The following is a 21,015-nucleotide window of genomic DNA, read 5'->3' on the forward strand; positions in this document are numbered from 1 at the left end:
ATCCGGCGTCAGTGCCGTGGGATTCTGCACGCCGGATTTAGCAATAGGACTATTTATGCTGACATTAGCCGGTTTTATTTTACTGGTATCAGCCTGCGGAACAGATGCCTGTGACGCACTGCCTGTTACTGAAGATATCTATCTGAATAAGCAGTCCTGCGAGCTGGTCGCAGACGTCATTCATGAGCGTTCACCGGGCGCTTTATTGATTTGTGGGGAAGTCTGGCGGGAGGAAGAATAAATGTCTCTGTTATGCAAACGTTGCGACAACCCGGTCGATGATCTGGATTTTGAGCAAGCGACCATTATGGAAAGTTTTGATGGTACGTGGTGTATCGACCTGATTCTGAAATGCCCTCACTGCGGACTTTCCTATAACGCTTTTGTCCCCACCGCTGAATTACAACCTCTGACTGGTGATGAAAATGACAAATGAAACTGAAAAGTACCTGGCAAAAATCAAAAAGCTTCTGAATCTGGCCCGTCGCAGTTCGAATTCTCATGAAGCGGCCACTGCGCTCAATCAGGCGCAGGCATTGATGCGTAAGCACAAGCTGAGCCAGAATGATATCGATCTGATGGATATCACCAGCAAGGCCAGTAAAGGTGCGCCATCCCATGCACAAAGCATCCCCCGTTACATGACGTTTCTGGGCCAGTTAATTTGCCGTGCTATGGGTGTTAACTGCTATTACTCTTTCCGCCGCAACTATATGAACGGCCAGAAGCAAAATACCGTCATTTTTTATGGTCCGGATGAGCGCCCGGAAATTGCCGCTTATGCCTTTGATGTGCTTTCCCGCCAGATGGTCAAAGCCCGCCGTATCTTTATTAGCTCTCTGCGTAAGAATATTAAGCCTTCCACTAAAACGGCCCGCGCAGACCAGTTCTGCGAAGGGTGGGCTGAAGGCGCGTATCAGGCGATAGAGCCATTTATAGTGACTGAAAGCGAAGAAACATTGATGGCGAATTTTCTGGCGAAGATGAAGAAAGAGCAGGAATTATCCGATCTGAAACCCCGTGAAGCTAAAAAATGCCGGGGTGATCAGGATGCAGCGGAAGCGGGGTTTAACGAGGGATTAAAAGCGCGTTTAAATCACGGCGTATCCAGTAAAGATTCTGCCCTTTCTCTGGAGTACAAGTCATGAAGCTGACTGTCGGGAATATCCTTTTATTGTGCGTACTGGGCTGCCTTGTCATCTGGGTTGCTGTCGGGTTTATCGGTTATTACACCGTTATCGCTGCCCTGGATTATTTTAATAAACCGTAAGGGACTTACATATATGAATAAAAAACTTATAGCTGAAGCCTCCCGCTTTCAGTCATCGCAAGAGCGAAAAGGGTTCTGGTGGTTAATTCTGGGAACTGTAGTTGCTGCTTTAATTGTTTTATTCATTTTTAATTTACTTTGATGGAGATAAAATGATTATTGGCGCACTGATTTTAACCATTATCGGCCTTTTACTCGCTATCATGGCTGGGTCTTTATCGGCAAATAACCTAAGCCCTGTACCAGCCATGCTGGGAGTCATCGGTTCAGTTATTGTTATTGCAGCACTTGCCCTGGCTCATGGTCCGGGCAAGGTCAATGCCCCGGATTCGCCCCTTGTTACTCAGGAGGCAGGTAAATGACACGAACCCAGCTGATTAAAATAATCCATGTGGCAAAGCGTGAGCTGCGCATGGATGAAGATACTTACCGCCAGTTGCTGAATACCTACGCTGGCATTGAATCCACGCGAGAAATGAATATTGGGCAACTGAACCAGATCCTCGATGCGATGAAAAAAATCGGGTTTAAGGTTCGGACTCAGAAGAAAGAAAAGCTCACGGCCACCGACGATCAGTCGAAGAAAATCCGGGCACTGTGGCTGGAAATGGCTGACGAAGGTTTTATTCACGACCGCACCGAACGGGCAATCAACGTCTATGTGCATCGCATTACGGGCGTCAGCCGCCTTGACTGGCTCAATACATCGGCAGCAAGCCGTGTGATTGAGACACTCAAGCAGTGGCAGACTCGCGAACGCAAGGCTCTGGAAGAACTGCAGGGCGCAAAGTGATTTCTGGAGGTCACCATGACAACACCAATGGAGCATAAGCGGCATAAACTGCTGTCTGAAGTTGCCGACCACGTTACTGAGACTGGCGTTGATTACGGTTTATCATCCGAACAGGCTGAACAATTGGGGCTGGCTGTGGCAGATTTTCTGGCATCTCACTTTGGCGGGCAAAACTTCACCTTTCCTCGTGACTACGCATATAAGCTCTCTCTGCGTGATATGCAGATTTATGAAGAGTTCCGGGGGAATAACTGGGCTGAGTTAAGTACGAAATACGGCATTACTGAACGGGGGCTACGGAAACTGATTCACCGTGTACACAAACAAGTGATGGCTCACCGCCAACCACAGCTGTTTTCGTTCGGCGATAACGAGTAAAATTATGGGCAGAATTTCTGCCCTTTTTTTCATATCAACCGCAGTATAATGGGATAAAATATGGCTAGAACGACTGCTGTAGATAAGTTACCACCGGAAATTCGTCAGGAACTGAATGACGTATTGATCAGAACCAACTTTAGTAACTTTGATTATTTAACTTTCTGGCTTGAAGAGAAAGGCTATCCAATCGCGAGGTCCGCGATCAACCGTTATGCTATAAAGCATCGGGAGGAGATCTTGGGCCTTCATGTAGGGAGTCGATATGAGCTGGCAAGCCTAAAGCTATCAGCGCTACAGATTGCCGCTAAGCTATCACCAGAGCATATCCTTGAGGATTTGAAAAAGGATGCTGAATCCATACTTGAATGGGCGATAAAGCAATAAATTATAGGGGCGTGTTTTTTTTCAGTATTTGCAAATTAATTACACTCACGTCCCGATAAATCTTGGAACCTGCCACAGAATCCCACAATTATCTCGCTTATCCCTGTCCATTTATCTCACTTCTAATCATAAGGTCAAAATTGAAGCCAATAATCTCCCGCCGCACTGGCACCGGTCTGGCGACCGATCTCCGGGGGCTACATGGGATCCAAACACGACACACGGCACAGATAACCAGAAAAGCGGTCCGCTAGCCCTCACTGATGGGACTTACACTGATATGAAGGGCTTAACGGAATCCACAAATGAGTCGATTGATGTGACTAACGAATATGTTAGCCTCTGCATGTGGATACGCTCAGCATAACAAAACACGGTCAGTAATGACCGTGTTTGCCGATATCTGCTAGTATCAGACATGTATCCTTACAAACTTAACCTGAAAGTTTTCACATATAGCACACAATAGAAAGTGACATTCTATGTTTTTTAATTAGTATAATAATAGAATTCAGCTAATATTATGCTTGCGGTTATCGAGTGATTTTTTAATAATCAATATTATAAAATAAGATAGGCGCTCAATTGAGCGCCTATGATTTAAGCAAGATAAGGTCGATCTTTATTAACATCAAATAAGTTCAAAAAAAACGAATCTTCTATACGAGTATTAGAACCAATCTTCACATTTGTTGAATTATTACAGAAGAAATCGAAATGATATCTTGGATGTATTTTACCATTAACCCTTATTGGATCATCATCAAACCTAAAATATCCATGGTCTAATAATAGTAAGGCTGAAATTGCATCAGAGTAATGTATAGCTTGTTGCATGTCTCCATCAAAGTTATCACATAAATCAACAGCTATTGCCTCGTGAGAAAAGAATCCATTATCGCAAGTTGTAATAACATTCCTGCATCTAGAAATGAACTCGGCATTAACTGCTAATCCATAGGCGTCATAATTAAAGCTGATGTTTTCTTCAAACTCTATTACCTGAAAGGGAAGGTTCATTGTAAAAAAACCATCTGGTTTTCTTATAAGTATTCTTTTGTGAGTGCCAGTTGTTATTAGTAAATCAAAATCATTTGTTTTTTTATTCCATGAACTATGGCAAGTGTTCACGATTTCCGCAATCACAAGGAGGTTTTCTAAATTAGAAAACACATCTCTAACAGGGCGAAATTTATCAAAATATTCGCCGGGTATGTTATTGAATAGATATTGGCTCATTTTTTTCTATTCCTTTCATATTCTAGTCCAATCAGGCTCTTAATGTATTCTCCATCAACGTCATCATCATCTTCTGAAATCATTCTTTCAACCTTGTCAATTATTTTGGCAATTAATAAAGGTGATGCTCTCTTGTCTGAGCAATAGGCTTTTACTAGTTTAGGTATAGAAATAGACTCATCCAACACAATGAAATCTTTTTGATTTCTTATTTCTTCTTCAGAGGGTAGTCTTACATTCATGTAATTATTGTTATTTAGGAAATGTAAGCCTTCAAGAATAGTTGGCATCGATGGATTTTCTTTATCATCATTTAAAACTAGATGGCTTTCGAGAAATGACCGTGCCATCATAGTATAGAGTGCATTTCGGAAGTTTGATCTTTTAACCAGTTTCATGGCAAAACAAACTACAAAAGGGAACTCTAGACCTTTAGCGTTATTAATGTTCGAAATGAACAATTTACCATCTTGTTTGGCTTTTGTTTCATGTGAGATATTAGAATCCCAGCCAAGTTGTTGCTTAATTTTCAATTTTAGAGATTGAATGTAATCATATATATATCCACTGGAATCAAGGAATATAACAGCTATATCGCCTTCTGCTAAGGTAGGATTGCGGTGTTTAATATCTTTTATTATTTCAATTATTTTATCTGGTCCATTATCGGTCCTCTCCATTAAATGTAGAGTTGTGCTTTTATAATCTTTTGGAATATCTTCAAAGCGCCTTAGCGGATCTCTTGACAATTCAACTCTATTGCCTATTTTGTTGTATTTATAGCCACAAGAATCCCACTCAGCCTCTTTTAACCATCGTAGAACAGGCTCTTCATAAAGACCCATTCCCAAAGCATGTGAAAACATTAAATTTTTTGGATCTGTGCGATAACATTTTTTAAGAACGATATCGGCCCGATTTACATTATCATTTATAGGCATGAAAATATTTTGAAAAACATCTCCGGCAACGTACAGCTTTTTAGATGTTACCATTTCACAGAGATCAATGAAACTTTGCGGGAAATCTTGACTTTCATCGATAAAGATATAATCAAGAGCCTTTTTATCTGATCGTCCGCTATTATTTATATCTGCAATGGCTTTCTTGCAAAGGAAGTCAAAGTCTCCGTTTCCAAAACCACCAAATGGGATTTCATAAAAATGGCAAATGTATCTATACATTCCAGAGAGAGGATCTTTAGTCAAACCCCAAGAGTTGAAGCAAAAAAGTTTTGTGCCCCATTCAATCTGTTTTTCAACTCGCATAAAATCGAAAAATTCAGGAATCCTTGTTCTCATTGTAGATGCGAGGATTTTATTGAAACATGTAAAGGCAATTTTAGAATCCGGATTTTTAGAATAGATTTCTTTCAACTTATGTAATAATAACTCCGTTTTACCAGAACCAGCTAATCCCTGAATTACACTTTTTTTCCCAAATCCACTTTGGAAAACAAATCTTGTTTGATCGGTGTCAAATAAGATAATTTTAGACTTAATTGTATCTAACAGGTTACTCGCTTCCAGATTTATTCTAGAGGTATCATTAATACTTCCAACGATAAGTGAAATTATTAGGTCAATCACTCGACTTTCTTTAGTTTCAACTTCTAATTTACTGAAGTCAAGATCATCTATGGGAAGTGAAACGAATAGGCTTTGCCATGATTTTTTCCTACCAATTTTTTCTCTATATTTGAATTTCTCAGCTAAGAATGAAACATCCTCTAGAAAATCTTCCTGATATTCTTCAAATAATTCTAAATTGTTGCCAATATCTATGAAAAAAGGTTTTATTCCAGATGAAAATACAGCTATTGCCTTATCGTAATCATATATTACATCCTCATTAGATAATGGTCTGCAAAGAATGTATGTTTGTTTTTTGTGCTGCTCTGCATAATCATTGATAAGCACATCGATCCCAGAACTTTGAGCGAGTGCTAATGCATCTTGAGAGTAAAAGCAGTAGCTGGACATAAAATTTCCTTTTGAGTGATTTATATACGCATCATTGATAGGATTATAGGTATGCTGTGTTGTAAAATTATACCTTACGTATAGTGAAAAAAAAACATTAGATTCAATGCTACCTACTGAGTCCTTGAGTTTGATTCCTCTCGAAAGGACTTTCCAGACTAACTATTTTTAACATTAGTTGCATTTCTCCAACTTTTTTAGTTTTTCACCCCGCTTGGGTATGGAACTGTTGTAAGATTATGTTTGGCTTAGTGTTATACCTCTTTGCTATGGATGTATTAGGCCGAATCTTATCTAAGGCATGCATAAATGTTCTTGCTGCTGCTTAAGAAGTTTGGCCATCAAGCTTCACCTGGGCTTAATTCAACGCAGTTTCAACCCCATCCTTTATGGTTGCCATCAGCTCGCTGACAGAGGAACTTTGCAGCCGCTCCCGGATATCCTCATCAACCCTCTGCAACGAAAGCGTGAACTCAATTTTTTTCGCCTTACCATAGCGGTCAAACTCCTGATGCGTCTCCTGCAATCCTGTAATGACAAACATCCCGTAGATAGACCCGACACCATCAATCAGCGGCCAGGCCAGCCCTGTGTAGGCCATTGTTGAGACTGCACCCAACGACAGGTTACCGCCGGTGATTTCAGGGTACAGCAACCCGCCAAGCGTCAGCTGGTTCTCGCCTGCACCAATGTATTGCCATTTTGCGCTCCGGCCCACACGGTCATTCTTTACGTGCCGCCAGTTACGAGATAACTGTAATTGCTGATAGGGCAGTGTCCTGAGTTCAAATACAAAAAGCCCAAATACCATCATCATAGTTTTACCTCCAGTCAATCGCTATCCCGGAACGAACCCCGGGCAGCACGTTGTTGTTTATCCATCTCTGTACGGACAGCCTCCCCGACAAGTCGAGCCAGCTCGCGCGGATTGTCGCTCTTGATGCCATGCAAATGGACGTGAATCTCACCAGAAAAACCATCTGCCGGCACCGAAGCTGCCGGGCGCTTGATTTCATTTCGGCGGACTGCCTGCCAGGCGGGTGCCTGCTTAATCAATGGCTCTCCGGCAGCAATAACCGGACGAGCACTAACAGGTTGCCGAATAAGCCGAGATTCCTGCCATTCACCACGCACAGCAAAGGCTGGAGGGAGATTTTTAAATACAATGTCACCCGGCCCGATACGTTTGCGCTTTTCCTCATCTAAAAGGCCTTTGGTGTTATCCGCGATTTGGCCCAGCCGCCGCTCTGTTCCAGAGTTGCCCCCGAGCACATTGGGCGGCGGGGCGCTGCCTTTGCTTGCAGGCTTTTCAGATGACCATTGCCACTCCCTTTTAACCATGCGCCCGGATTTTTCATCCCATTCCCACATAACCGGAATAGCCCTGAGTCTGGCCGCTTCCAACCTGGCTCTTTCAATGCCATCGGGGATGAGATCGAGCTTCTCCAGTAACCAGCCGACGCCTTCCATTAACTTCTGAAGCGGCCAAAGCAGAACGCTAAGTGCGGTCCCCAGGACTTCGCCAAAAGTCTGCCCGGCGCTGGCGCATTTGTTTAGCGCCTCGCGACTCTCCTCAACGGGCGTTAATACTTTTTTAAACCAGTTCCAGACGTTTTTAACGCCATCCCCCATGGCACCGAAAACGGGCGCCAGCCTGGAAAATGCGTTATAAACAGGCGCTAACCCCTGGATGACGCCTGTAAAAAAACCGCTAAAGAAGGCCTTAATTGATCCCCAGTATTTCCAGATCAGTACCCCAGCCGCTACAAACGCAGCACCCACTAAGCCGATTGGGCTCAATAGCATTGATAAGCCGCCACTCAGCGCCGCAATTCCGCCTTTCACAATGCCGAAGAGAGCAGGGATCCCGGTTAGCCGCAGTGCCAGCCCGCCAATGCTTTTTGACAGGGCGCCAATAGCAGTCACCGGAGAGGTAAAGGCGCCAAGTAACGCACCGCGCAGGGGTACCATCAATCTGGTTAATACGCCGAGGCGTCCGACCAGGCCGCTGAGTAAAGCACCCCATCCGTTAATTTTTACCAGTGAGCTACCGCCCGCAGCACTCAACATGCGGAACGCTGATACCGTACCTCCGATTCCTCTCCCGCCGGACAGAAGCGCAAACCCCAGTCTGAGCTTCGCTAGCGGCCCTAAAAGTAGACCAGCAGCTAATGACATACCGCCAATTACTGCGGTTAATGCCAGTGCAGTACCACCGGCGAGTAACAACGTTCGTGAAAGTCTGGGGTTTTCTTCTATCCAGCTTTGAATAGTGCCAATAACCCGGCTAAGCCCCTGTGTCAGCCTGCGTAATGGGCCGTCTACTGTCTCAGCCACAGAAATGCGGAACGCCTCCCACGCGCTGTCCAGCTCCTTCAAATCGCCGCCCAGGTTGTCTTTCTTCTTGTTAGCGACGGCGAAGGCCTCCTGATTTTTATGTGCTTCTGCAATTTGTTCATAGAGTGACTGGAGGTAGCCATCACCTGCGCCGTTGACCAAAGACTGGAGGCTCGTAAAACCCTCTTCTCCGGCGATATCTTTGAAAAATGAAACCTGATCCACCTCGCCAAAGCGGGAAACGCGTTTTTGTAGATCGAGAAGAATATCGAACGGACGTCTCATCTTTCCGCTCGCGTCGGCAGTTTCCACTCCCAGCTCTTTGAGCGCCTTTTTGGCTGCCGTAGTGGGGGAGGCCAGGCGGGAGAGGGAGCGACGCATTGCCGTACCGGCCTCGCTACCGCGAATACCCACGCGCGCCAGCGTGCCAGTCATGGCTGCGGCTTCTTCCAGGCTAATCCCAAGTCCCGCCGCTACCGGCCCGACAACTTTCATTGTCTCGCCGAGGCTGCTAAGCGTGGTATTGGTACGGGTAAATGTACCTGTCAGCACATCGCTGACGCGGTCCATTTCTCCGGCATCGAGGGAAAACTGAGAAAGAATGTTTGAGCCGATGTCTGCCGTTTCGCCCAGTTCCATGCTGCCTGCCAGCGCCATATTGAGCACGCCGGGCAGTGCGGCACGGATAGCATCTGGCGTGAAGCCCGCCATTGCCAGAAAGGCCTGGCCGCTGGCGGCGTCACGTGTAGTGAAGGCGGTTTCAGCACCGAGTTTTTTTGCCTGAGCACGCAGGGCGGCTAGCTGTGAATCGCTTCTATCGAGCCGCGTCAGCGCCTGAACGTTTGACATTTCCTCATCAAAACCAACCGCAGGCGACAGGAAGCGTCCGGCGCCGTACCCGGCAGCGGTTGCTGTACCTAATGCTATGGCACCGCCAGAGCGCAACTTTCCGGCCATCTGCTGTGCACCCTCGTAACGTTTACTAGCCTGAGTGACCGCAGCAAGTTGCCGTTTTTCCCGTTCAAGGGATTGGTTGTATTGTTCTGTGCGGCGTATCGCGTTACCGATGGTGGCACTACTACCGGAAAGCATGACGCCATGCTGGCGCAGGGCTGATGCACTTTCACGAAGGCGGGCCACTTCCGTCACACGTTTTGCGGTCAACCGATCAAGCCGCTCACCCAGTCGCGACATCAGTATTTGCTGTTTTTCCGTCAGCGTTCCGTTTTTACGTTGTGCTTCTGACAAGCCATCAAAGCGGGCACGGGCACGTGAGATGGAACGGTCGGTTTTGCCGACGGCCGCGGTCATTCGCTGAAAAGTAGCACTGCTCTTATCGAGCCCTTTCAGGGTGGATTGTGTTTTTCTGAGGGAGTCGGATAGGCCGCCCGCACTCTGGCGGGCAGCATTAACGGGGCGGGTAAATCTGTCGATCGCGCTGAAAGCAACGCGTATATCAAGACTCTTCATCACTGGCACCACTTCGAAGCGCCGCCCGCTTGCGCCAGGCTATCACCTCGCCAAGATCCATGCCGAAAACTTCAGAGGGCGGCCAGTTAAAAATAACGGCAATATCAGCAACCAGATCGTCGATCTGGTCAAACGCAACGGTGATTACTCGCTCTCCGTCTCCGCCACGTTCGACGCTCCAGGCTCCGGCGGATTCAAGAAAGGGACCAGAAGCTCTGCCAGCCCGATAAAGTCCAGAGTGTGCATTTCGTTGATTTCTTTTTGTGTCAGCGCAGGCGCGGTGACTCGCGTCAACAGCGTGGCAATTGAGTCTGCATCCATATTGGCAACGCGGATAAGATTCAGGCCGCGCAGCGATCCTGCCTGACTGATGGCGCCGGTAATTTCCACCTGACCGATCTCACTGTCTTTACGAACTACCGGCTGCATCAGCGTGAACAGGTTTTTAGTTTTTTTAGCCATGTTTAAAATCTCCGGGCGGCATCTTCGCCACCCTCTGAAAGGTTATCAATTGCCCATGCCAAGGGCGGAGGTGATGCGGTCCGGGAACATGTTCTGACCGTTCTTTTTGTAGATGAAATTCAGCAGATCGATTTCGATAATGGGCTGATCATCAATGGAGAATTTGTAGTAGGTGGATTTAAAGGTGTAGCTTTCCTCCGTGTCTTCCCCCTGTTTTGAGTCTCCACCGTCGAGTTCAGTAAATCGCCCGCGCAGCTCCACCTCGACAAGCTGGCTTTCGCCATCAGTGAAATATTCACCCGCAAAGCGCAGCCGCGTGCCGTCAATTTCTGCCCCGTATTCGAGAAACAGTGCTTTGATGACACCACCAAATACAATGGTGGAATCCAGCGCTCCAGCCTCAAGGCCGAGATCAACACCGACCGCACCCAGCATGCCACCACCCTGATAGTCCTCTATCTTTCGTGACAGTTTGGGGCGAGTGAAAGAGGTCACTTTTCCCAGATAGTTGTCGCCGTTAACAAAGCAGCTAAAAAGCCGCAGTTTGTGAGGAATAGCCATTATTCACCCCCGAGCGACGCGAACGCCGGTTCGTAAAAATCATCAGTAAAGGTCTGGTATAGCGTCAGATCTTCAAGCGGTGGGACCGGGCTGTAGCTATAGCGCACAATCAGTTTTCCCTGGCGCAAATCCGTGGTGCCGTTGTCCAGCGTGTCATACCAGCAGTCAGCGCCGATAAGCTGGCCGGCAGTGACTTTTTTGCTGAGAGTAGAGCGGATGCCGCTTACCACATCTTTCACGTTGGCCGGAGTGAGCGGGCTGTCAACAGAGGTAAATTGCGCCTCCACAATACTGTCCGCCAGGATCTGCGCGGTACGGGTAAACACCTCAAAAGTGTAGGTTTCGGTGTCCGTGGTGCGGTTACCCCAGAAGCGGAAACCGTCACGCTTGATAAGCGTCGTGATTTCGTTGTTGTTCAGCTCGTTAGCGTCGCTGTCTTCTGCCTGCAATGCCCAGAACACATCTTTCGAAATACCCAGAACGTTATTCACCACAACATTCGACAGCGATTTGTGCCAGCCCTGGCTGTTATCAATAGCGGCGCGCAGGCCGCAGGCGTAAGCCGGGGCGGGAAACGTTTCGTTATCATCCGTCAGGGGGTTGTAAGCGATAAAGTCCGGCCAGATCAGCATCAGCTCGCGGTATGCGAAGGTTTTGCGATAAGCGATAGCCTCCGCCATGGTCGCGCAGCCGTTGCAACCGGCATAAACAAAAGCCCGCAGATTCTGGGCAATCACGCAAAGTTGTGACGTCACTTCCTCGGTGTCGTAGTCCGGCACCGCCAGGATGCGCGGCCGATAGCCGGTTTTGGCTTCCGCTGTCAGCAGGGCATATATTCCCGTGTAGCTGTCGCCATCTGTTCCGCCAATAACGGCCTGAGACTGGCTGGGGCCGTTACCGGAAGCCTCTTCCACCCGGACAATCACAACACGCGGACTGCACTGATCGGAAATGGCTTTGAGGGTTTTGTAAAGTGACCCGGTTTTACCTGCCTTGCCGAGGACGTTACGCACCCGTGTCAGCAGAACCGGCGTATTGAGCGGGAAGGTTTCCGGATCGGCGTCATCAGCAACAGCAACAATACCGATTACACTGGAATCAATGTCATTGATTGCCTGCTGTAGGTCGGTATTTTCGCGAGAGCGGACGCCGTGAAAACGAGTTTCAGACATAAGTTCACCATCATGTTGCTCTTTGAGTTCAGGGCCATATTCAACGTTAAGTCTGCTGGCGTCGCCTGGTTGCCGGTCTGCCCGTTCGCTGACAACAAAAAGGGATTCAGCCCCGCGCGCGGGCATGGAATCATCAGCATAAAACGGGGGAGTTATGTCGATAGCAGACACGCTGACAACAGCAGCCGAAGCGTATGTAGAAAAATTAAGTGAGGTCGTAAAGACACCGGATTTTAGTATCACGCTGGGTGGGGTTGCCCTGACCGAACTGGCCGACCGCATCACCTCGTTATCTGTTACAGATAACAACGGTTTTGATGCTGACCAGCTAACCCTGTCAGTAGATGACTCTGACGGGGTAACAGATTTACCCCCACGTGGTGCGGAGCTGGCGGTGTCCATCGGCTGGATGGGTGAGGCGTTGATTTACAAAGGTCTCTACACCGTTGACGAGGTGGGGCATAGCGGGCCGCCGGATGTTATCGACATCACCGCGCACAGCGCTGATTTTCGCGAAGAGATGAACGTCAGGCGGGAGGTGTCCTGGCATGATTTGACGGTAGAGCGGGTGGTATCGGCCATTGCCCGGCGCTATGACCTGAAGCCGATGATTAGCGAGGCCCTGATCGACATTGAGATCGACCATGCGGATCAGACCGAAGAGAGCGACATGTCGTTTTTAACGCGCATGGCGGAGATGTTGGGGGCCATTGCCACCGTGAAAAATGGCTGTCTGCTGTTTATCCTGCCTGGGGGCGGCGTTAGTGCATCTGGTAGGGCGCTGCCATCGGCTGAGATAACCCGTGCCAGCGGAGATCGTCACAGGTTCCGCATTGCCGATCGCGATGCTTACACCGGCGTGCGGGCGTACTGGCTGGATCTTAATTTCGGCAAGAAAAAACCGGTCAAGGTCACTAAGCGCAAAACAAATACTGCCAGAAAAAAGGCTGAGGAGAAAAGCAGCCGGCCGGAGGGGGATTACATGGAGGGCGCTGAAGGTAACGTGTATGTTTTGCGTAAAACCTATCAGAACGAAACGGCGGCCAGGCGCGCAGCTGCGGCAAAATGGATACAACTCCAGAAAGGCGCGGCACAGTTTTCGATAACCCTGGCGCGCGGCCGCGCCGATTTATATCCGGGTATGCATCTGACCGTGTCGGGCTTTAAGCCTGAAATTGATACTCAGGATTGGATCATTGCCAGAGCGGAACATGTGATCGGTGATAACGGATTTACCACGAAAATGGAGCTTGAGGCGAAAATAAGCGACTGGATTGCAGAAACTGAACAGTAGCGGCCATAATAGCCGTGAGTTCAACTCCCTATGGGAGATCATCATGTTTGTTTGTCCCTACTGCGGCGCAAACGCCCGCACCCGCACCAGCCGCCGGTTAAGCGAGTTCACCATCCGGCAATATCATCAATGCCAGAATCTTGAATGCAGCGAGTCATTCACGACACTTAACACCGTAGAGCGCAGAGTAACGAAGCGCTCAACCAGCGCAGATCCTTTGCCTCCTGGATTTATCCCCGGCGACGCTTTCCCGGCTTCTCATTACGGGAACAGTCAACTTAGTCTTGCGGTATAAAAATAGCCCCCTGTAAAGGGGGCTATTCTTGTCAATGTGGTCGATATGTGGACACTTTTGAAATAAATCCTTTTATTTCAATTTATTAAATCCCAAAAAAAAGCCCCGTCGGGGGCGACGGGGAAAAACTCATTGATTATGGAATGATCTGTTCTCTGGTCAGTTCGAGAACAGGGGCTACTCTACGGGGGAAAAGTGCAGGCAAGATGGAGAAAACGTGGAGATTCAGGCTAAAATCCCCGGGAATTGAAGAAAGGGAGAAAAGATGAAAAAGTTACTGGCTATTTTGCCCCTGGCGCTGGCCGGCTGCGCCCAGCCGCAGCCCACCGCGCCGACGAAAACCATCGGCATGGCCAATCCCGCGTCGGTCTACTGTCAGCAATCCGGCGGCACCCGGGTGCCGGTGCAAACGCCGCAGGGCGTCAGCACCCAGTGCAAGCTGCCCAGCGGCGAAACCCTCGATGAGTGGGCGCTATGGCGCCGGGACCATCCGGCTAAATCGTAACCGGCAGGGCCGCCAGCCAGGCGGCCAGCACCCGGGCATGATTCTGCTCGGTGTTCTTCGCGGCGTACAGCAGCGTCAGCGGCTGGCGCTGCGCCAGCGCCGCCAGCCGCAGGCCCGTTTCGCGATGGGCGTCGAGCTCCTGACGATAGCGCTGGCTGAAGTGGTCGAAATCGATCGCCTCGCCGTGAAAGGCTTTCCGCAGCTCAGCGGACGGCGTTAACTCTTTACACCACTCATCACAGGCCAGCACCTCTTTTTTAATCCCCCGCGGCCAGAGACGGTCGACCAGCACCCGGTAGCCGTCGCTGCTTTCCTGTGGATCGTACACCCGTTTACATTGAATCATCATCCTGCTCCCTCTGTACCATCCAGGCGAGCAACTGCGGGATCTGCCCGTCGGAAAATACCGTGATGCCGTGAGCGCGCAGCAGGTCGGCGGCCACGCCGGCGCCCGCTTTGCGCCGCCCGCGAAAGGAACCGTCATAGATAAACTGACTGCCGCAGGTGGGGCTGCCGTCGGTGAGTAATGCCGCCTGACATCCCGCTTCCCGGGCGGCGCTGAGCGCCAGCCAGGCGGCCAGCTGATAATGTCCCGTGACGTCGCGGCCGTCGCTTTCCACGATCCGCGCCCGTCCGGCAAGCACATCGCCGCCGGCGCCGCCGAGGATCTCCGCCGGCAGGCGGGGCGTCGGCAGACCGGCCGCCAGCTCCGGGCAGTGGATTACCAGACGATCCGCCTGCTGCCAGCGGGACAGCGTCGCCGCCAGCTGCGCTTTCTCGCTACCGTTATATCGCACCTGGAATCCCATCAGGCAGGCGCTGACCAAAAGCTTACTTTTCATCCTTTCTCCCTTTTGCGCTTGCTCCAGTATACCTCACCCACCGGCCACGGCGGTGGGGTGAAAATAAGGATTGTGTTCCGCGGAGGGGATCGCTATCCTGACGTGCCTTGTGCTGCTCGTCTCGTCCAGACATAAGGAACCTGCTATGAAAACCCCTTTACGCCTCGCCCTCGTCGGCGATTATCACCCCGATATTGTTGCCCATCAGGCCATTCCCCTGGCGATAGACGATGCTGCCGCCGTGCTGGAGCAGCCGGTGAAATATGACTGGCTCGCCACCCCGTCGATCGCCTCCGGCGACGCGCTGGCGGAGTACGATGCCGTCTGGGTCGTTCCCGGCAGCCCGTATCGTCACCCGGAAGGCGCGTTTGCCGCTATCCGCTATGCCCGTGAAAACAGCATTCCTTTCCTCGGCACCTGCGGCGGCTTTCAGCATGCGGTGATTGAATACGCCCGTAACGTGCTCGGCTGGCAGGACGCGGGTCATGCGGAAACCGACAGCGAAGGGCGGATGGTGATCGCTCCCCTCAGCTGCTCGCTGGTGGAGACTTCTGCCGTCGTCGAGCTGCGGGCGAATACGCTGATTGCCCGCGCCTATGGTCGGGAGAGCATTGAAGAGGGCTACCACTGCCGCTACGGGGTGGATAGCGCGTTTGCCGCGGAGCTGGAGCAGGGCGATCTGCGCGTCACCGGCTGGGATGAAGAGGGCGAGATCCGCGCCGTCGAGCTGGTGACGCACCCGTTTTTTGTCGCCACCTTGTTTCAACATGAACGCCACGCGCTGGACGGGCGTCCTGCGCCGCTGGTGCAGGCGTTGCTGCGCGCCGCGGCACAATAACCCTACCGGCAGCGGGCGCTGCCGGTCATCTTCAGGGATGAATCTCCCGGTCGCGCCCGGCGAGGGCGCCGCAGACCGCCATCACCAGCGAAATCAGCGCCACCGCCAGCAGCGGAATATGCCAGTCGCCATTGGCATCGTGGATCCTGCCCATCAGCGGCGGTCCGCAGGCGGCCAGCAGATAGCCGACGCTCTGCGCCATCCCCGACAGCGCCGCGGCCTGGTGCGCCGAGCTGGCGCGCAGGCCGATAAACGTCAGGCCGAGGATCATCGTGGCCCCGGAGCCAAAGCCGAACAGCAGCGTCCAGCCGATGGCCAGCCCTGGCAGCAGCCACAGCCCGGCGGCGCTGATGGCGCACATCAGGGCGACCAGCACCGCGATCCCGCGCTGGTCGCGCAGCCGATGCAGGATCAGCGGTATCGCCAGGCCGGGCGCGGCGGTCGCCAGCTGCAGCAGGCCATGCAGCGAGCCGGCCTGCGCTTCGCTATAGCCCATACTCTGCAGAATCGACGGTAGCCAGCCGATAATCACGTAATAGACCAGCGAGTTGATGCCGAGGAACAGCGTCACCTGCCAGGCCAGCGCCGACCGCCAGATCCCCCGGTTATGCATGGCGCCTGAGCCGGTCAGCGGCGCCTCCGCTTGACGCCGGGACTGCGGCAGCCAGCTGACGAGCGCCAGCAGCGGGAAGATCATCAGCAGCAGCAGCGCCCCGCGCCAGCCGAATCCGGCCATCGCCACGGGGACCACCAGCGCCGAGCCAAGCGCCGCCGCGCCGCCCATCGTCAGGGAATAGGCGCCGGTCATCCGGGCGACATGCTGCGAGAAATCCCGTTTAATCAGCCCGGGCAGCAGCACGTTACCCAGCGCAATGCCGCAGCCGATCACCGCCGTGCCGATAAACAGCCATGCAGCGGAGGGCAGGGAGCGCAGGGCAATGCCGGCGCAGATCAGCAGCATCGCCAGCAGCAGGCTGCGCTCCATGCCGAACCGGCGGGCAACCCCAGCCGCCAGCGGCGAGACAAGGCCAAAGGCCAGCAGCGGCAGGGTGGTGAGCAGCCCGGTCTGCGCGGTGGTCAGGCCATAGTCGCTACGAATCGCGTCCAGCAGCGGCGCCGCGCCGGTAAAGACCACGCGCAGGGTGGTGGCGATGAGCAGGATACCGGCAATCAGCAGCGCGGGGCGGCGGCCGGTGGAGGAGATCACAGAAGACATATCATTCTCAAGGTAACTAACGAGGGGGGTTACGATAGCGACTTTGTCCCCTGTTTAAATCAAGCTAAAATGACAGATTATCGCTAATATCGGACAACATGATGATCGGACTGGGTCTGGATGGTTATGAACCGGACAGTGGCCACGAATCGGCTATTGCCTTTCGTATTCGGGTGGTGGAGGCGGAGCAGTATATTCCGGCGCATTCCCACCGTAAGGGGCAGCTGATCCTCGCCCTGCACGGCGCCTTGACCTGCGAGGTGGAGAACGCGATGTGGATGGTGCCGCCGCAGTATGCGGTGTGGGTCCCGGGGCAGCTTTCCCACAGTAACCGCGCCACCCCCGGCGCCCAGGTGTGCTTCCTGTTCATTGAGCCGGGCGCCGCGCCGATGCCGGACCGCTGCTGTACGTTAAAGATTTCCCCGCTGGTGCGGGAGCTGATCCTCACCCTGGCGGAACGCGGCGGCGAGTCGCTGGCCGCCCCCGCCACGGCCCGGCTGGTGCAGGTGCTGTTTGATGAGCTGCCCCGGCAGCCGCAGGAGCACCTGCAACTGCCGGTATCGAACCACCCGAAAATTCGTCAGATGGTGACGATGATGGCCGAGGATCCGGCGCGCTGGCAGACCCTGAGCCAGTGGGCGGCGGAGTTCGCGATGAGCGAGCGCAATCTGGCGCGGCTGGTAGTGCGTGAAACGGGGCTGAGCTTTCGCCGCTGGCGCCATCAGCTGCAGCTGATCCTTGCGCTGCAGCAGCTGATCCGCGGGCAGACGGTGCAGCAGACGGCCCAGGCGCTGGGCTACGATTCCACCACCGCCTTCATCACCATGTTTAAGAAAGGGCTCGGACAGACGCCGGGCCGCTATCACGGCAGCCTGGCTACGACTTCCCAATAAACAACGAGATGATCCCGGCAGCAATCAGCGGCCCGACCGGGACGCCGCGAAACAGGGCGACGCCGAGCACCGTACCGACCAGCAGTCCGGCCACCAGCTGCGGCTGGGAGCCCATCAGCGAGACGCCGCGCCCGCCGAGCCACGAAACAAACACCCCGACCGCAATCGCCAGCAGTGATTTCCAGTTCATAAAGGAGTGGATCAGGGTCGACGGCGGCAGCGTGCCGCTGGCGATGGGCGCCATCACGCCGATAGTCAGAATGATGATCCCGACGGTCAGTCCCTGTTTCTCAATCCAGGGAAAGAAGGCGTTCAGCGGCGTGACGCGCACGATAATCAGCACGAGGATGGAGATCGCTACGGTGGTGTTATGGCTGATAAAGCCGAGCGCCGCCAGACCCAGCAGGATCAACAGGGTGGTATCAAACATGTACAGAGGTCCTTGCCAAAAAAAGAAAGCTAAAAAATATCCCGCTTACTCTACGCATCGTGGCGTGAATAAACAGGATTTTTGCGCCATGCGGCGGAAATCAGGGCCGATGCCCGGTTAGCTAAGACGGCGAAAGGTCGCGATCTCCGGTCGGGCGATATGTAAATAGTCTTCGGTATCGAGAATGATCGACCGGTCCAGGCGCCCGGCGTTAAAGGCGATTTGTGGAAAGCGCTCAAACAGCAGCGGGTCGGCCAGCAGGCGCAGCGCCGGATGGAAGCTGAAGGGGGGAATGGCGCCGAACACGCAGGCGGTGAGCGCCTCCACTTCCGCCGGACTGGCCAGCGAGGCTTTGCTGCCGCCGATATGCCGGGCCAGGCTGGCCAGATCGGCCTGCTGATCGGCGGCGAGGATCGCCAGCACATGCTGGTTGACGCCGTTTCCTTTTACTTTACAGACTAACGCTTTCGCGCCCTGGCCAAGCGCGGTGCCGCGGATCGCCGAGACAGCTTCGCACTGGCCGACCGCGTCGTGCGCCATCACCCGGTAGCGCGCCTGGTGTTCGTCGAGCAGCGCGCACAGTCGCTGGTGGATATTACCTTCTACTGCTTCAAGCATAGCGTCCTCCTGACAGCATAAAGCAGCCAGCTTAGCGCTGTTGCGCCAGCCTGCCAACGGTGGGCCGGGAAATTCATCATTCGCTCATTATTGCTTCACAGTGCTGTGTTGCAATCCCGCAGGGCTGGATGAGTTTTGTAAATAAAAAAAAGAATGATTTTCATTTTCAATCGAACTTTTTTTATTTCGCTCAGTCTTTATCGGACGACACAGAATATTAATGATTGCCGTAATGAGGTTAGGATGATGCACGATGCAACCATGCAGGGTTCCCCACGCAAGAAGTTTAATAAAATAAGGGAGCTCAACAGACGGCGAAATTACTTTACTAAGAAAGTACGTAATGCCCTGCGGGTGGGAGTGGCGAAAGCGCTCTGGGATCGCCGACGCCGTCAGCCGGTGGATTTGTCGTCCGCGAAAACCGTCTTACTGATGCGCAATGAGGGGGCGGTCGGCGATGTGGTTGTGGATTCCGCGCTGGTGAAATGCCTGCATCAGTCAGGCTATATCGTTGATTTCCTGCTGACGACCTCTAATAGCCAGGTGATGCGTTATAACCCGCGGATCCGCCATATTTATGAAGCTGACCCGGTCACGTCCGCCGATTTTTTGCGAAAATTTAATCATAACGTTCCCCGCGACGTTATTAATGAACTGGCTAATAATAAGTACGATATTATTATTGACCCTTCGCTGTTCGATATTCCCGTGCATCGTCTACGGCTTTTCCGACAAATAAAAGCGAAATCGGTGCTCGGGTTTAATAAATGGCCGTCGATTAAGCACTACTCCCACTCATTTGATTTTGACTGCCAGCGCTGGCACGTGACGAAAACGTTCGAGTTGATCGCCGACTATCTCAAACTGGACACCTGCGGGCTGGATGCTTACGACCTGGCGATCCCCGGGCCGATTATGCAGGAGGTGGCGCAGTATCTGGCGTCGCTGAGCGGAAAAGCGGTAGTGATTAATATTTTTGCCGGCCATGCCGACCGGAGTCTCTCCCAGACGCAGCTGGCCGAACTCCTCGACAAGCTGCTGGCTCGCCATCCGGGGATCGCGGTGATTCTGCTCGATCACCGGCGCGAGATCCGCATCCCGCTGCCGCCGGAGGTGGTGGTTAATCCATTTAACACGTTGCACCATGCGATGGCGCTGATTGCCCAGGCGGAGCTGATTATCTCCCCGGACACCTCGGTGGTGCACATGGCGGCGGCGTGGAACAAACCGCTGATCGCGGTCTACAAGGACGTTCTGCTCAACAACCGTCTGTGGGCGCCGGGCTATGACAACGCCAGGCAGGTTATCGTTAAATGCGGGAAGGTGCATCAGCATCGCGAGCTGGTGGATCGGATAATGGCGGCGCTGCCGGAGACGCTGTGAGGCGATGAGGGGAGGCTCACCTGCTGGCCGTATGCAAGAGCCAGCAGGTGAGCGAAGGTTGCATTGCCAGTCTGCAACCGCCGCTATTGTACTGTTGCCCGTGGCTCTGCCACATCCGGGAAAGCTCTTAAAGAGGGGGGCGCCGCCAACGACGGGCGGCATCACTCTTCAGTGAGCCACATATCCGCTTCTTCAAACATCTCCTGCACCGTGCGGCTGATCAGCTCTTTTTCATGCTTGCTGGCGTCGGTGTTGATCGCCGGGAGCGTCATCATCGGCTTCACCCGCACTTCCGCCTCCGGAAAAATGCGCTGCATGCGTTTGGTCAGCTCGTTAAGAATGGTCTCTCTGGCGCCCGGCAGCCCGGCAAAATTGCGCTTGTCATAAATCAGTTCCACAAACATATTCTGTCCTCTGTATGCTGATCGCGGGCGATAGTTTTACTGTATTAATGTACAGTGTCAAGCGATTGCCGAGGCGCTGCGTATCCGCCACCTCGCGCGGGAGAGGGGCTGCGCGCAAAAGCAGCAAACGGTTCGCCACCGACGACGGTGACCTTCAGTGACATCAAGGAGTTATTTCAGTGCTGGAGATTGATAGCTGGAGCCGATATTGACCGGCAAAACCGGCAAAACTACTGTATATATATT

Annotated in this window: 29 protein-coding genes and 2 pseudogenes; 16 read left to right on the forward strand and 15 right to left on the reverse strand. The window is 52.4% G+C overall.

Annotated features, from left to right (window positions below):
• Window positions 1–55: 55 nt before the first annotated feature.
• From ACOI6Z_RS16505 to ACOI6Z_RS16550, 10 genes and pseudogenes are all read left to right on the forward strand, one after another.
• Window positions 56–241 carry a hypothetical protein gene (locus ACOI6Z_RS16505; protein ID WP_025712886.1) on the forward strand — a complete coding sequence of 62 codons (186 nt, stop codon included), beginning with the start codon at window positions 56–58 and terminating at the stop codon, window positions 239–241.
• On the forward strand, window positions 242–436 hold the full coding sequence (locus ACOI6Z_RS16510) for a hypothetical protein (RefSeq protein WP_032742822.1): 195 nt from the start codon (window positions 242–244) through the stop codon (window positions 434–436).
• A complete protein-coding gene (locus ACOI6Z_RS16515; protein WP_073550139.1) occupies window positions 426–1,148 on the forward strand; it encodes a DUF2786 domain-containing protein in 723 nt (240 codons plus the stop codon). Before ACOI6Z_RS16510 ends, ACOI6Z_RS16515 begins: the two co-directional genes overlap by 11 nt.
• A complete protein-coding gene (locus ACOI6Z_RS16520; protein WP_254901998.1) occupies window positions 1,145–1,270 on the forward strand; it encodes a hypothetical protein in 126 nt (41 codons plus the stop codon). The genes ACOI6Z_RS16515 and ACOI6Z_RS16520 overlap by 4 nt, the downstream gene beginning before the upstream one ends.
• 13 nt (window positions 1,271–1,283) lie before the next feature.
• Window positions 1,284–1,412 (forward strand): hypothetical protein, encoded by a 129-nt coding sequence (locus ACOI6Z_RS16525; protein WP_254901997.1) that lies wholly within the window; start codon window positions 1,284–1,286, stop codon window positions 1,410–1,412.
• Window positions 1,413–1,422: 10 nt separating this feature from the next.
• Window positions 1,423–1,632 carry a hypothetical protein gene (locus ACOI6Z_RS16530; protein ID WP_073550141.1) on the forward strand — a complete coding sequence of 70 codons (210 nt, stop codon included), beginning with the start codon at window positions 1,423–1,425 and terminating at the stop codon, window positions 1,630–1,632.
• Window positions 1,629–2,063 carry a gp16 family protein gene (locus tag ACOI6Z_RS16535; protein ID WP_058911350.1) on the forward strand — a complete coding sequence of 145 codons (435 nt, stop codon included), beginning with the start codon at window positions 1,629–1,631 and terminating at the stop codon, window positions 2,061–2,063. The genes ACOI6Z_RS16530 and ACOI6Z_RS16535 overlap by 4 nt, the downstream gene beginning before the upstream one ends.
• Window positions 2,064–2,078: 15 nt before the next feature.
• Complete coding sequence (locus ACOI6Z_RS16540; protein ID WP_025712890.1) at window positions 2,079–2,441, forward strand: Mor transcription activator family protein; 363 nt, start codon at window positions 2,079–2,081, stop codon at window positions 2,439–2,441.
• A 60-nt stretch (window positions 2,442–2,501) separates the two neighbouring features.
• Window positions 2,502–2,828 (forward strand): phage protein Gp27 family protein, encoded by a 327-nt coding sequence (locus ACOI6Z_RS16545; protein ID WP_073550143.1) that lies wholly within the window; start codon window positions 2,502–2,504, stop codon window positions 2,826–2,828.
• A gap of 124 nt (window positions 2,829–2,952) precedes the next feature.
• A pseudogene (locus tag ACOI6Z_RS16550) lies at window positions 2,953–3,195 on the forward strand (phage tail protein); the annotation flags it as partial.
• A gap of 233 nt (window positions 3,196–3,428) precedes the next feature.
• Here the strand turns inward: ACOI6Z_RS16550 and ACOI6Z_RS16555 are convergent.
• The 8 genes from ACOI6Z_RS16555 to ACOI6Z_RS16590 form a co-directional block, all read right to left on the reverse strand.
• Window positions 3,429–4,067 carry a hypothetical protein gene (locus ACOI6Z_RS16555; protein ID WP_009486476.1) on the reverse strand — a complete coding sequence of 213 codons (639 nt, stop codon included), beginning with the start codon at window positions 4,065–4,067 and terminating at the stop codon, window positions 3,429–3,431.
• Window positions 4,064–6,049 (reverse strand): DEAD/DEAH box helicase, encoded by a 1,986-nt coding sequence (locus ACOI6Z_RS16560; RefSeq protein ID WP_009486475.1) that lies wholly within the window; start codon window positions 6,047–6,049, stop codon window positions 4,064–4,066. Before ACOI6Z_RS16560 ends, ACOI6Z_RS16555 begins: the two co-directional genes overlap by 4 nt.
• Before the next feature lie 358 nt (window positions 6,050–6,407).
• Window positions 6,408–6,866, reverse strand: a complete 459-nt coding sequence (locus ACOI6Z_RS16565) for a phage tail protein (protein ID WP_009486474.1) — start codon at window positions 6,864–6,866, stop codon at window positions 6,408–6,410.
• Between the two features lie 14 nt (window positions 6,867–6,880).
• Entirely contained in the window at window positions 6,881–9,856 is a 2,976-nt protein-coding gene (locus ACOI6Z_RS16570; RefSeq protein ID WP_196612536.1) for a phage tail tape measure protein, read from the reverse strand.
• Window positions 9,843–10,001 carry a GpE family phage tail protein gene (locus ACOI6Z_RS16575; protein WP_032440702.1) on the reverse strand — a complete coding sequence of 53 codons (159 nt, stop codon included), beginning with the start codon at window positions 9,999–10,001 and terminating at the stop codon, window positions 9,843–9,845. Before ACOI6Z_RS16575 ends, ACOI6Z_RS16570 begins: the two co-directional genes overlap by 14 nt.
• Entirely contained in the window at window positions 10,001–10,318 is a 318-nt protein-coding gene (locus tag ACOI6Z_RS16580; RefSeq protein ID WP_004131585.1) for a hypothetical protein, read from the reverse strand. Before ACOI6Z_RS16580 ends, ACOI6Z_RS16575 begins: the two co-directional genes overlap by 1 nt.
• A gap of 45 nt (window positions 10,319–10,363) precedes the next feature.
• A complete protein-coding gene (locus ACOI6Z_RS16585) occupies window positions 10,364–10,879 on the reverse strand; it encodes a phage major tail tube protein (RefSeq protein ID WP_009486472.1) in 516 nt (171 codons plus the stop codon).
• Window positions 10,879–12,051 carry a phage tail sheath subtilisin-like domain-containing protein gene (locus ACOI6Z_RS16590; RefSeq protein WP_420687453.1) on the reverse strand — a complete coding sequence of 391 codons (1,173 nt, stop codon included), beginning with the start codon at window positions 12,049–12,051 and terminating at the stop codon, window positions 10,879–10,881. The genes ACOI6Z_RS16585 and ACOI6Z_RS16590 overlap by 1 nt, the downstream gene beginning before the upstream one ends.
• Window positions 12,052–12,205: 154 nt before the next feature.
• Between ACOI6Z_RS16590 and ACOI6Z_RS16595 the strand changes: the two genes are divergently transcribed.
• The 3 genes from ACOI6Z_RS16595 (at window position 12,206) to ACOI6Z_RS16605 (ending at window position 14,145) form a co-directional block, all read left to right on the forward strand.
• Entirely contained in the window at window positions 12,206–13,345 is a 1,140-nt protein-coding gene (locus ACOI6Z_RS16595) for a phage late control D family protein (protein ID WP_009486470.1), read from the forward strand.
• A gap of 43 nt (window positions 13,346–13,388) precedes the next feature.
• A complete protein-coding gene (locus tag ACOI6Z_RS16600; RefSeq protein WP_004213128.1) occupies window positions 13,389–13,640 on the forward strand; it encodes an ogr/Delta-like zinc finger family protein in 252 nt (83 codons plus the stop codon).
• 265 nt (window positions 13,641–13,905) lie between these two features.
• Entirely contained in the window at window positions 13,906–14,145 is a 240-nt protein-coding gene (locus ACOI6Z_RS16605; RefSeq protein ID WP_023289245.1) for a DUF333 domain-containing protein, read from the forward strand.
• Here ACOI6Z_RS16605 and ACOI6Z_RS16610 read toward each other — a convergent pair.
• Window positions 14,135–14,473 carry a DUF488 domain-containing protein gene (locus ACOI6Z_RS16610; protein WP_074186182.1) on the reverse strand — a complete coding sequence of 113 codons (339 nt, stop codon included), beginning with the start codon at window positions 14,471–14,473 and terminating at the stop codon, window positions 14,135–14,137. The two genes, ACOI6Z_RS16605 and ACOI6Z_RS16610, sit on opposite strands and share 11 nt — an antisense overlap.
• A 4-nt stretch (window positions 14,474–14,477) precedes the next feature.
• Window positions 14,478–14,987 carry a DUF523 domain-containing protein gene (locus tag ACOI6Z_RS16615; protein ID WP_048297281.1) on the reverse strand — a complete coding sequence of 170 codons (510 nt, stop codon included), beginning with the start codon at window positions 14,985–14,987 and terminating at the stop codon, window positions 14,478–14,480.
• A 145-nt stretch (window positions 14,988–15,132) separates the two neighbouring features.
• Between ACOI6Z_RS16615 and ACOI6Z_RS16620 the strand changes: the two genes are divergently transcribed.
• Window positions 15,133–15,825, forward strand: coding sequence for a CTP synthase (locus ACOI6Z_RS16620; protein WP_032452478.1), 693 nt, complete (start codon window positions 15,133–15,135; stop codon window positions 15,823–15,825).
• A 31-nt stretch (window positions 15,826–15,856) separates the two neighbouring features.
• On the opposite strand, the gene ACOI6Z_RS16625 is transcribed toward ACOI6Z_RS16620, so the two are convergent.
• Complete coding sequence (locus ACOI6Z_RS16625; protein ID WP_072096660.1) at window positions 15,857–17,032, reverse strand: CynX/NimT family MFS transporter; 1,176 nt, start codon at window positions 17,030–17,032, stop codon at window positions 15,857–15,859.
• A 107-nt stretch (window positions 17,033–17,139) separates the two neighbouring features.
• On the opposite strand from ACOI6Z_RS16625, the gene ACOI6Z_RS16630 reads away from it, so the two are divergent.
• Window positions 17,140–17,934: an AraC family transcriptional regulator gene (locus tag ACOI6Z_RS16630; RefSeq protein ID WP_072096654.1), complete on the forward strand. Its 795-nt coding sequence runs from the start codon at window positions 17,140–17,142 to the stop codon at window positions 17,932–17,934.
• Here ACOI6Z_RS16630 and ACOI6Z_RS16635 read toward each other — a convergent pair.
• From ACOI6Z_RS16635 to ACOI6Z_RS16645, 3 genes and pseudogenes are all read right to left on the reverse strand, one after another.
• A complete protein-coding gene (locus tag ACOI6Z_RS16635; RefSeq protein WP_044522266.1) occupies window positions 17,918–18,364 on the reverse strand; it encodes a DUF441 domain-containing protein in 447 nt (148 codons plus the stop codon). The two genes, ACOI6Z_RS16630 and ACOI6Z_RS16635, sit on opposite strands and share 17 nt — an antisense overlap.
• Window positions 18,365–18,481: 117 nt before the next feature.
• Window positions 18,482–18,982 carry a YbaK/prolyl-tRNA synthetase associated domain-containing protein gene (locus ACOI6Z_RS16640; RefSeq protein ID WP_050533957.1) on the reverse strand — a complete coding sequence of 167 codons (501 nt, stop codon included), beginning with the start codon at window positions 18,980–18,982 and terminating at the stop codon, window positions 18,482–18,484.
• Window positions 18,983–19,077: 95 nt separating this feature from the next.
• Window positions 19,078–19,234: pseudogene (locus ACOI6Z_RS16645) on the reverse strand (hypothetical protein).
• Here ACOI6Z_RS16645 and ACOI6Z_RS16650 point away from each other — a divergent pair.
• Entirely contained in the window at window positions 19,229–20,365 is a 1,137-nt protein-coding gene (locus ACOI6Z_RS16650) for a glycosyltransferase family 9 protein (RefSeq protein WP_072096653.1), read from the forward strand. The pseudogene ACOI6Z_RS16645 and the gene ACOI6Z_RS16650 overlap by 6 nt on opposite strands.
• Before the next feature lie 161 nt (window positions 20,366–20,526).
• On the opposite strand, the gene ACOI6Z_RS16655 is transcribed toward ACOI6Z_RS16650, so the two are convergent.
• A complete protein-coding gene (locus ACOI6Z_RS16655; RefSeq protein ID WP_004203750.1) occupies window positions 20,527–20,769 on the reverse strand; it encodes a DinI family protein in 243 nt (80 codons plus the stop codon).
• Window positions 20,770–21,015 lie beyond the last annotated feature (246 nt).

The sequence above is a fragment of the Klebsiella sp. C239 genome (assembly GCF_048822715.1).
GTDB lineage: Bacteria > Pseudomonadota > Gammaproteobacteria > Enterobacterales > Enterobacteriaceae > Klebsiella > Klebsiella quasipneumoniae.

Excerpts from the sequence above, each read along its gene's own strand:
- ACOI6Z_RS16655 (WP_004203750.1), bottom strand. The coding sequence starts at position 20,769 with ATGTTTGTGGAACTGATTTATGACAAGCGCAATTTTGCCGGGCTGCCG.
- ACOI6Z_RS16635 (WP_044522266.1), bottom strand. The coding sequence starts at position 18,364 with ATGTTTGATACCACCCTGTTGATCCTGCTGGGTCTGGCGGCGCTCGGC.
- ACOI6Z_RS16630 (WP_072096654.1), top strand. The coding sequence starts at position 17,140 with ATGATGATCGGACTGGGTCTGGATGGTTATGAACCGGACAGTGGCCAC.
- ACOI6Z_RS16515 (WP_073550139.1), top strand. The coding sequence starts at position 426 with ATGACAAATGAAACTGAAAAGTACCTGGCAAAAATCAAAAAGCTTCTG.
- ACOI6Z_RS16605 (WP_023289245.1), top strand. The coding sequence starts at position 13,906 with ATGAAAAAGTTACTGGCTATTTTGCCCCTGGCGCTGGCCGGCTGCGCC.
- ACOI6Z_RS16560 (WP_009486475.1), bottom strand. The coding sequence starts at position 6,049 with ATGTCCAGCTACTGCTTTTACTCTCAAGATGCATTAGCACTCGCTCAA.
- ACOI6Z_RS16540 (WP_025712890.1), top strand. The coding sequence starts at position 2,079 with ATGACAACACCAATGGAGCATAAGCGGCATAAACTGCTGTCTGAAGTT.
- ACOI6Z_RS16580 (WP_004131585.1), bottom strand. The coding sequence starts at position 10,318 with ATGGCTAAAAAAACTAAAAACCTGTTCACGCTGATGCAGCCGGTAGTT.
- ACOI6Z_RS16650 (WP_072096653.1), top strand. The coding sequence starts at position 19,229 with ATGCACGATGCAACCATGCAGGGTTCCCCACGCAAGAAGTTTAATAAA.
- ACOI6Z_RS16520 (WP_254901998.1), top strand. The coding sequence starts at position 1,145 with ATGAAGCTGACTGTCGGGAATATCCTTTTATTGTGCGTACTGGGCTGC.
- ACOI6Z_RS16585 (WP_009486472.1), bottom strand. The coding sequence starts at position 10,879 with ATGGCTATTCCTCACAAACTGCGGCTTTTTAGCTGCTTTGTTAACGGC.
- ACOI6Z_RS16565 (WP_009486474.1), bottom strand. The coding sequence starts at position 6,866 with ATGATGATGGTATTTGGGCTTTTTGTATTTGAACTCAGGACACTGCCC.
- ACOI6Z_RS16640 (WP_050533957.1), bottom strand. The coding sequence starts at position 18,982 with ATGCTTGAAGCAGTAGAAGGTAATATCCACCAGCGACTGTGCGCGCTG.
- ACOI6Z_RS16615 (WP_048297281.1), bottom strand. The coding sequence starts at position 14,987 with ATGAAAAGTAAGCTTTTGGTCAGCGCCTGCCTGATGGGATTCCAGGTG.
- ACOI6Z_RS16595 (WP_009486470.1), top strand. The coding sequence starts at position 12,206 with ATGTCGATAGCAGACACGCTGACAACAGCAGCCGAAGCGTATGTAGAA.
- ACOI6Z_RS16590 (WP_420687453.1), bottom strand. The coding sequence starts at position 12,051 with ATGTCTGAAACTCGTTTTCACGGCGTCCGCTCTCGCGAAAATACCGAC.
- ACOI6Z_RS16530 (WP_073550141.1), top strand. The coding sequence starts at position 1,423 with ATGATTATTGGCGCACTGATTTTAACCATTATCGGCCTTTTACTCGCT.
- ACOI6Z_RS16545 (WP_073550143.1), top strand. The coding sequence starts at position 2,502 with ATGGCTAGAACGACTGCTGTAGATAAGTTACCACCGGAAATTCGTCAG.
- ACOI6Z_RS16570 (WP_196612536.1), bottom strand. The coding sequence starts at position 9,856 with ATGAAGAGTCTTGATATACGCGTTGCTTTCAGCGCGATCGACAGATTT.
- ACOI6Z_RS16505 (WP_025712886.1), top strand. The coding sequence starts at position 56 with ATGCTGACATTAGCCGGTTTTATTTTACTGGTATCAGCCTGCGGAACA.
- ACOI6Z_RS16620 (WP_032452478.1), top strand. The coding sequence starts at position 15,133 with ATGAAAACCCCTTTACGCCTCGCCCTCGTCGGCGATTATCACCCCGAT.
- ACOI6Z_RS16555 (WP_009486476.1), bottom strand. The coding sequence starts at position 4,067 with ATGAGCCAATATCTATTCAATAACATACCCGGCGAATATTTTGATAAA.
- ACOI6Z_RS16535 (WP_058911350.1), top strand. The coding sequence starts at position 1,629 with ATGACACGAACCCAGCTGATTAAAATAATCCATGTGGCAAAGCGTGAG.
- ACOI6Z_RS16525 (WP_254901997.1), top strand. The coding sequence starts at position 1,284 with ATGAATAAAAAACTTATAGCTGAAGCCTCCCGCTTTCAGTCATCGCAA.
- ACOI6Z_RS16510 (WP_032742822.1), top strand. The coding sequence starts at position 242 with ATGTCTCTGTTATGCAAACGTTGCGACAACCCGGTCGATGATCTGGAT.
- ACOI6Z_RS16600 (WP_004213128.1), top strand. The coding sequence starts at position 13,389 with ATGTTTGTTTGTCCCTACTGCGGCGCAAACGCCCGCACCCGCACCAGC.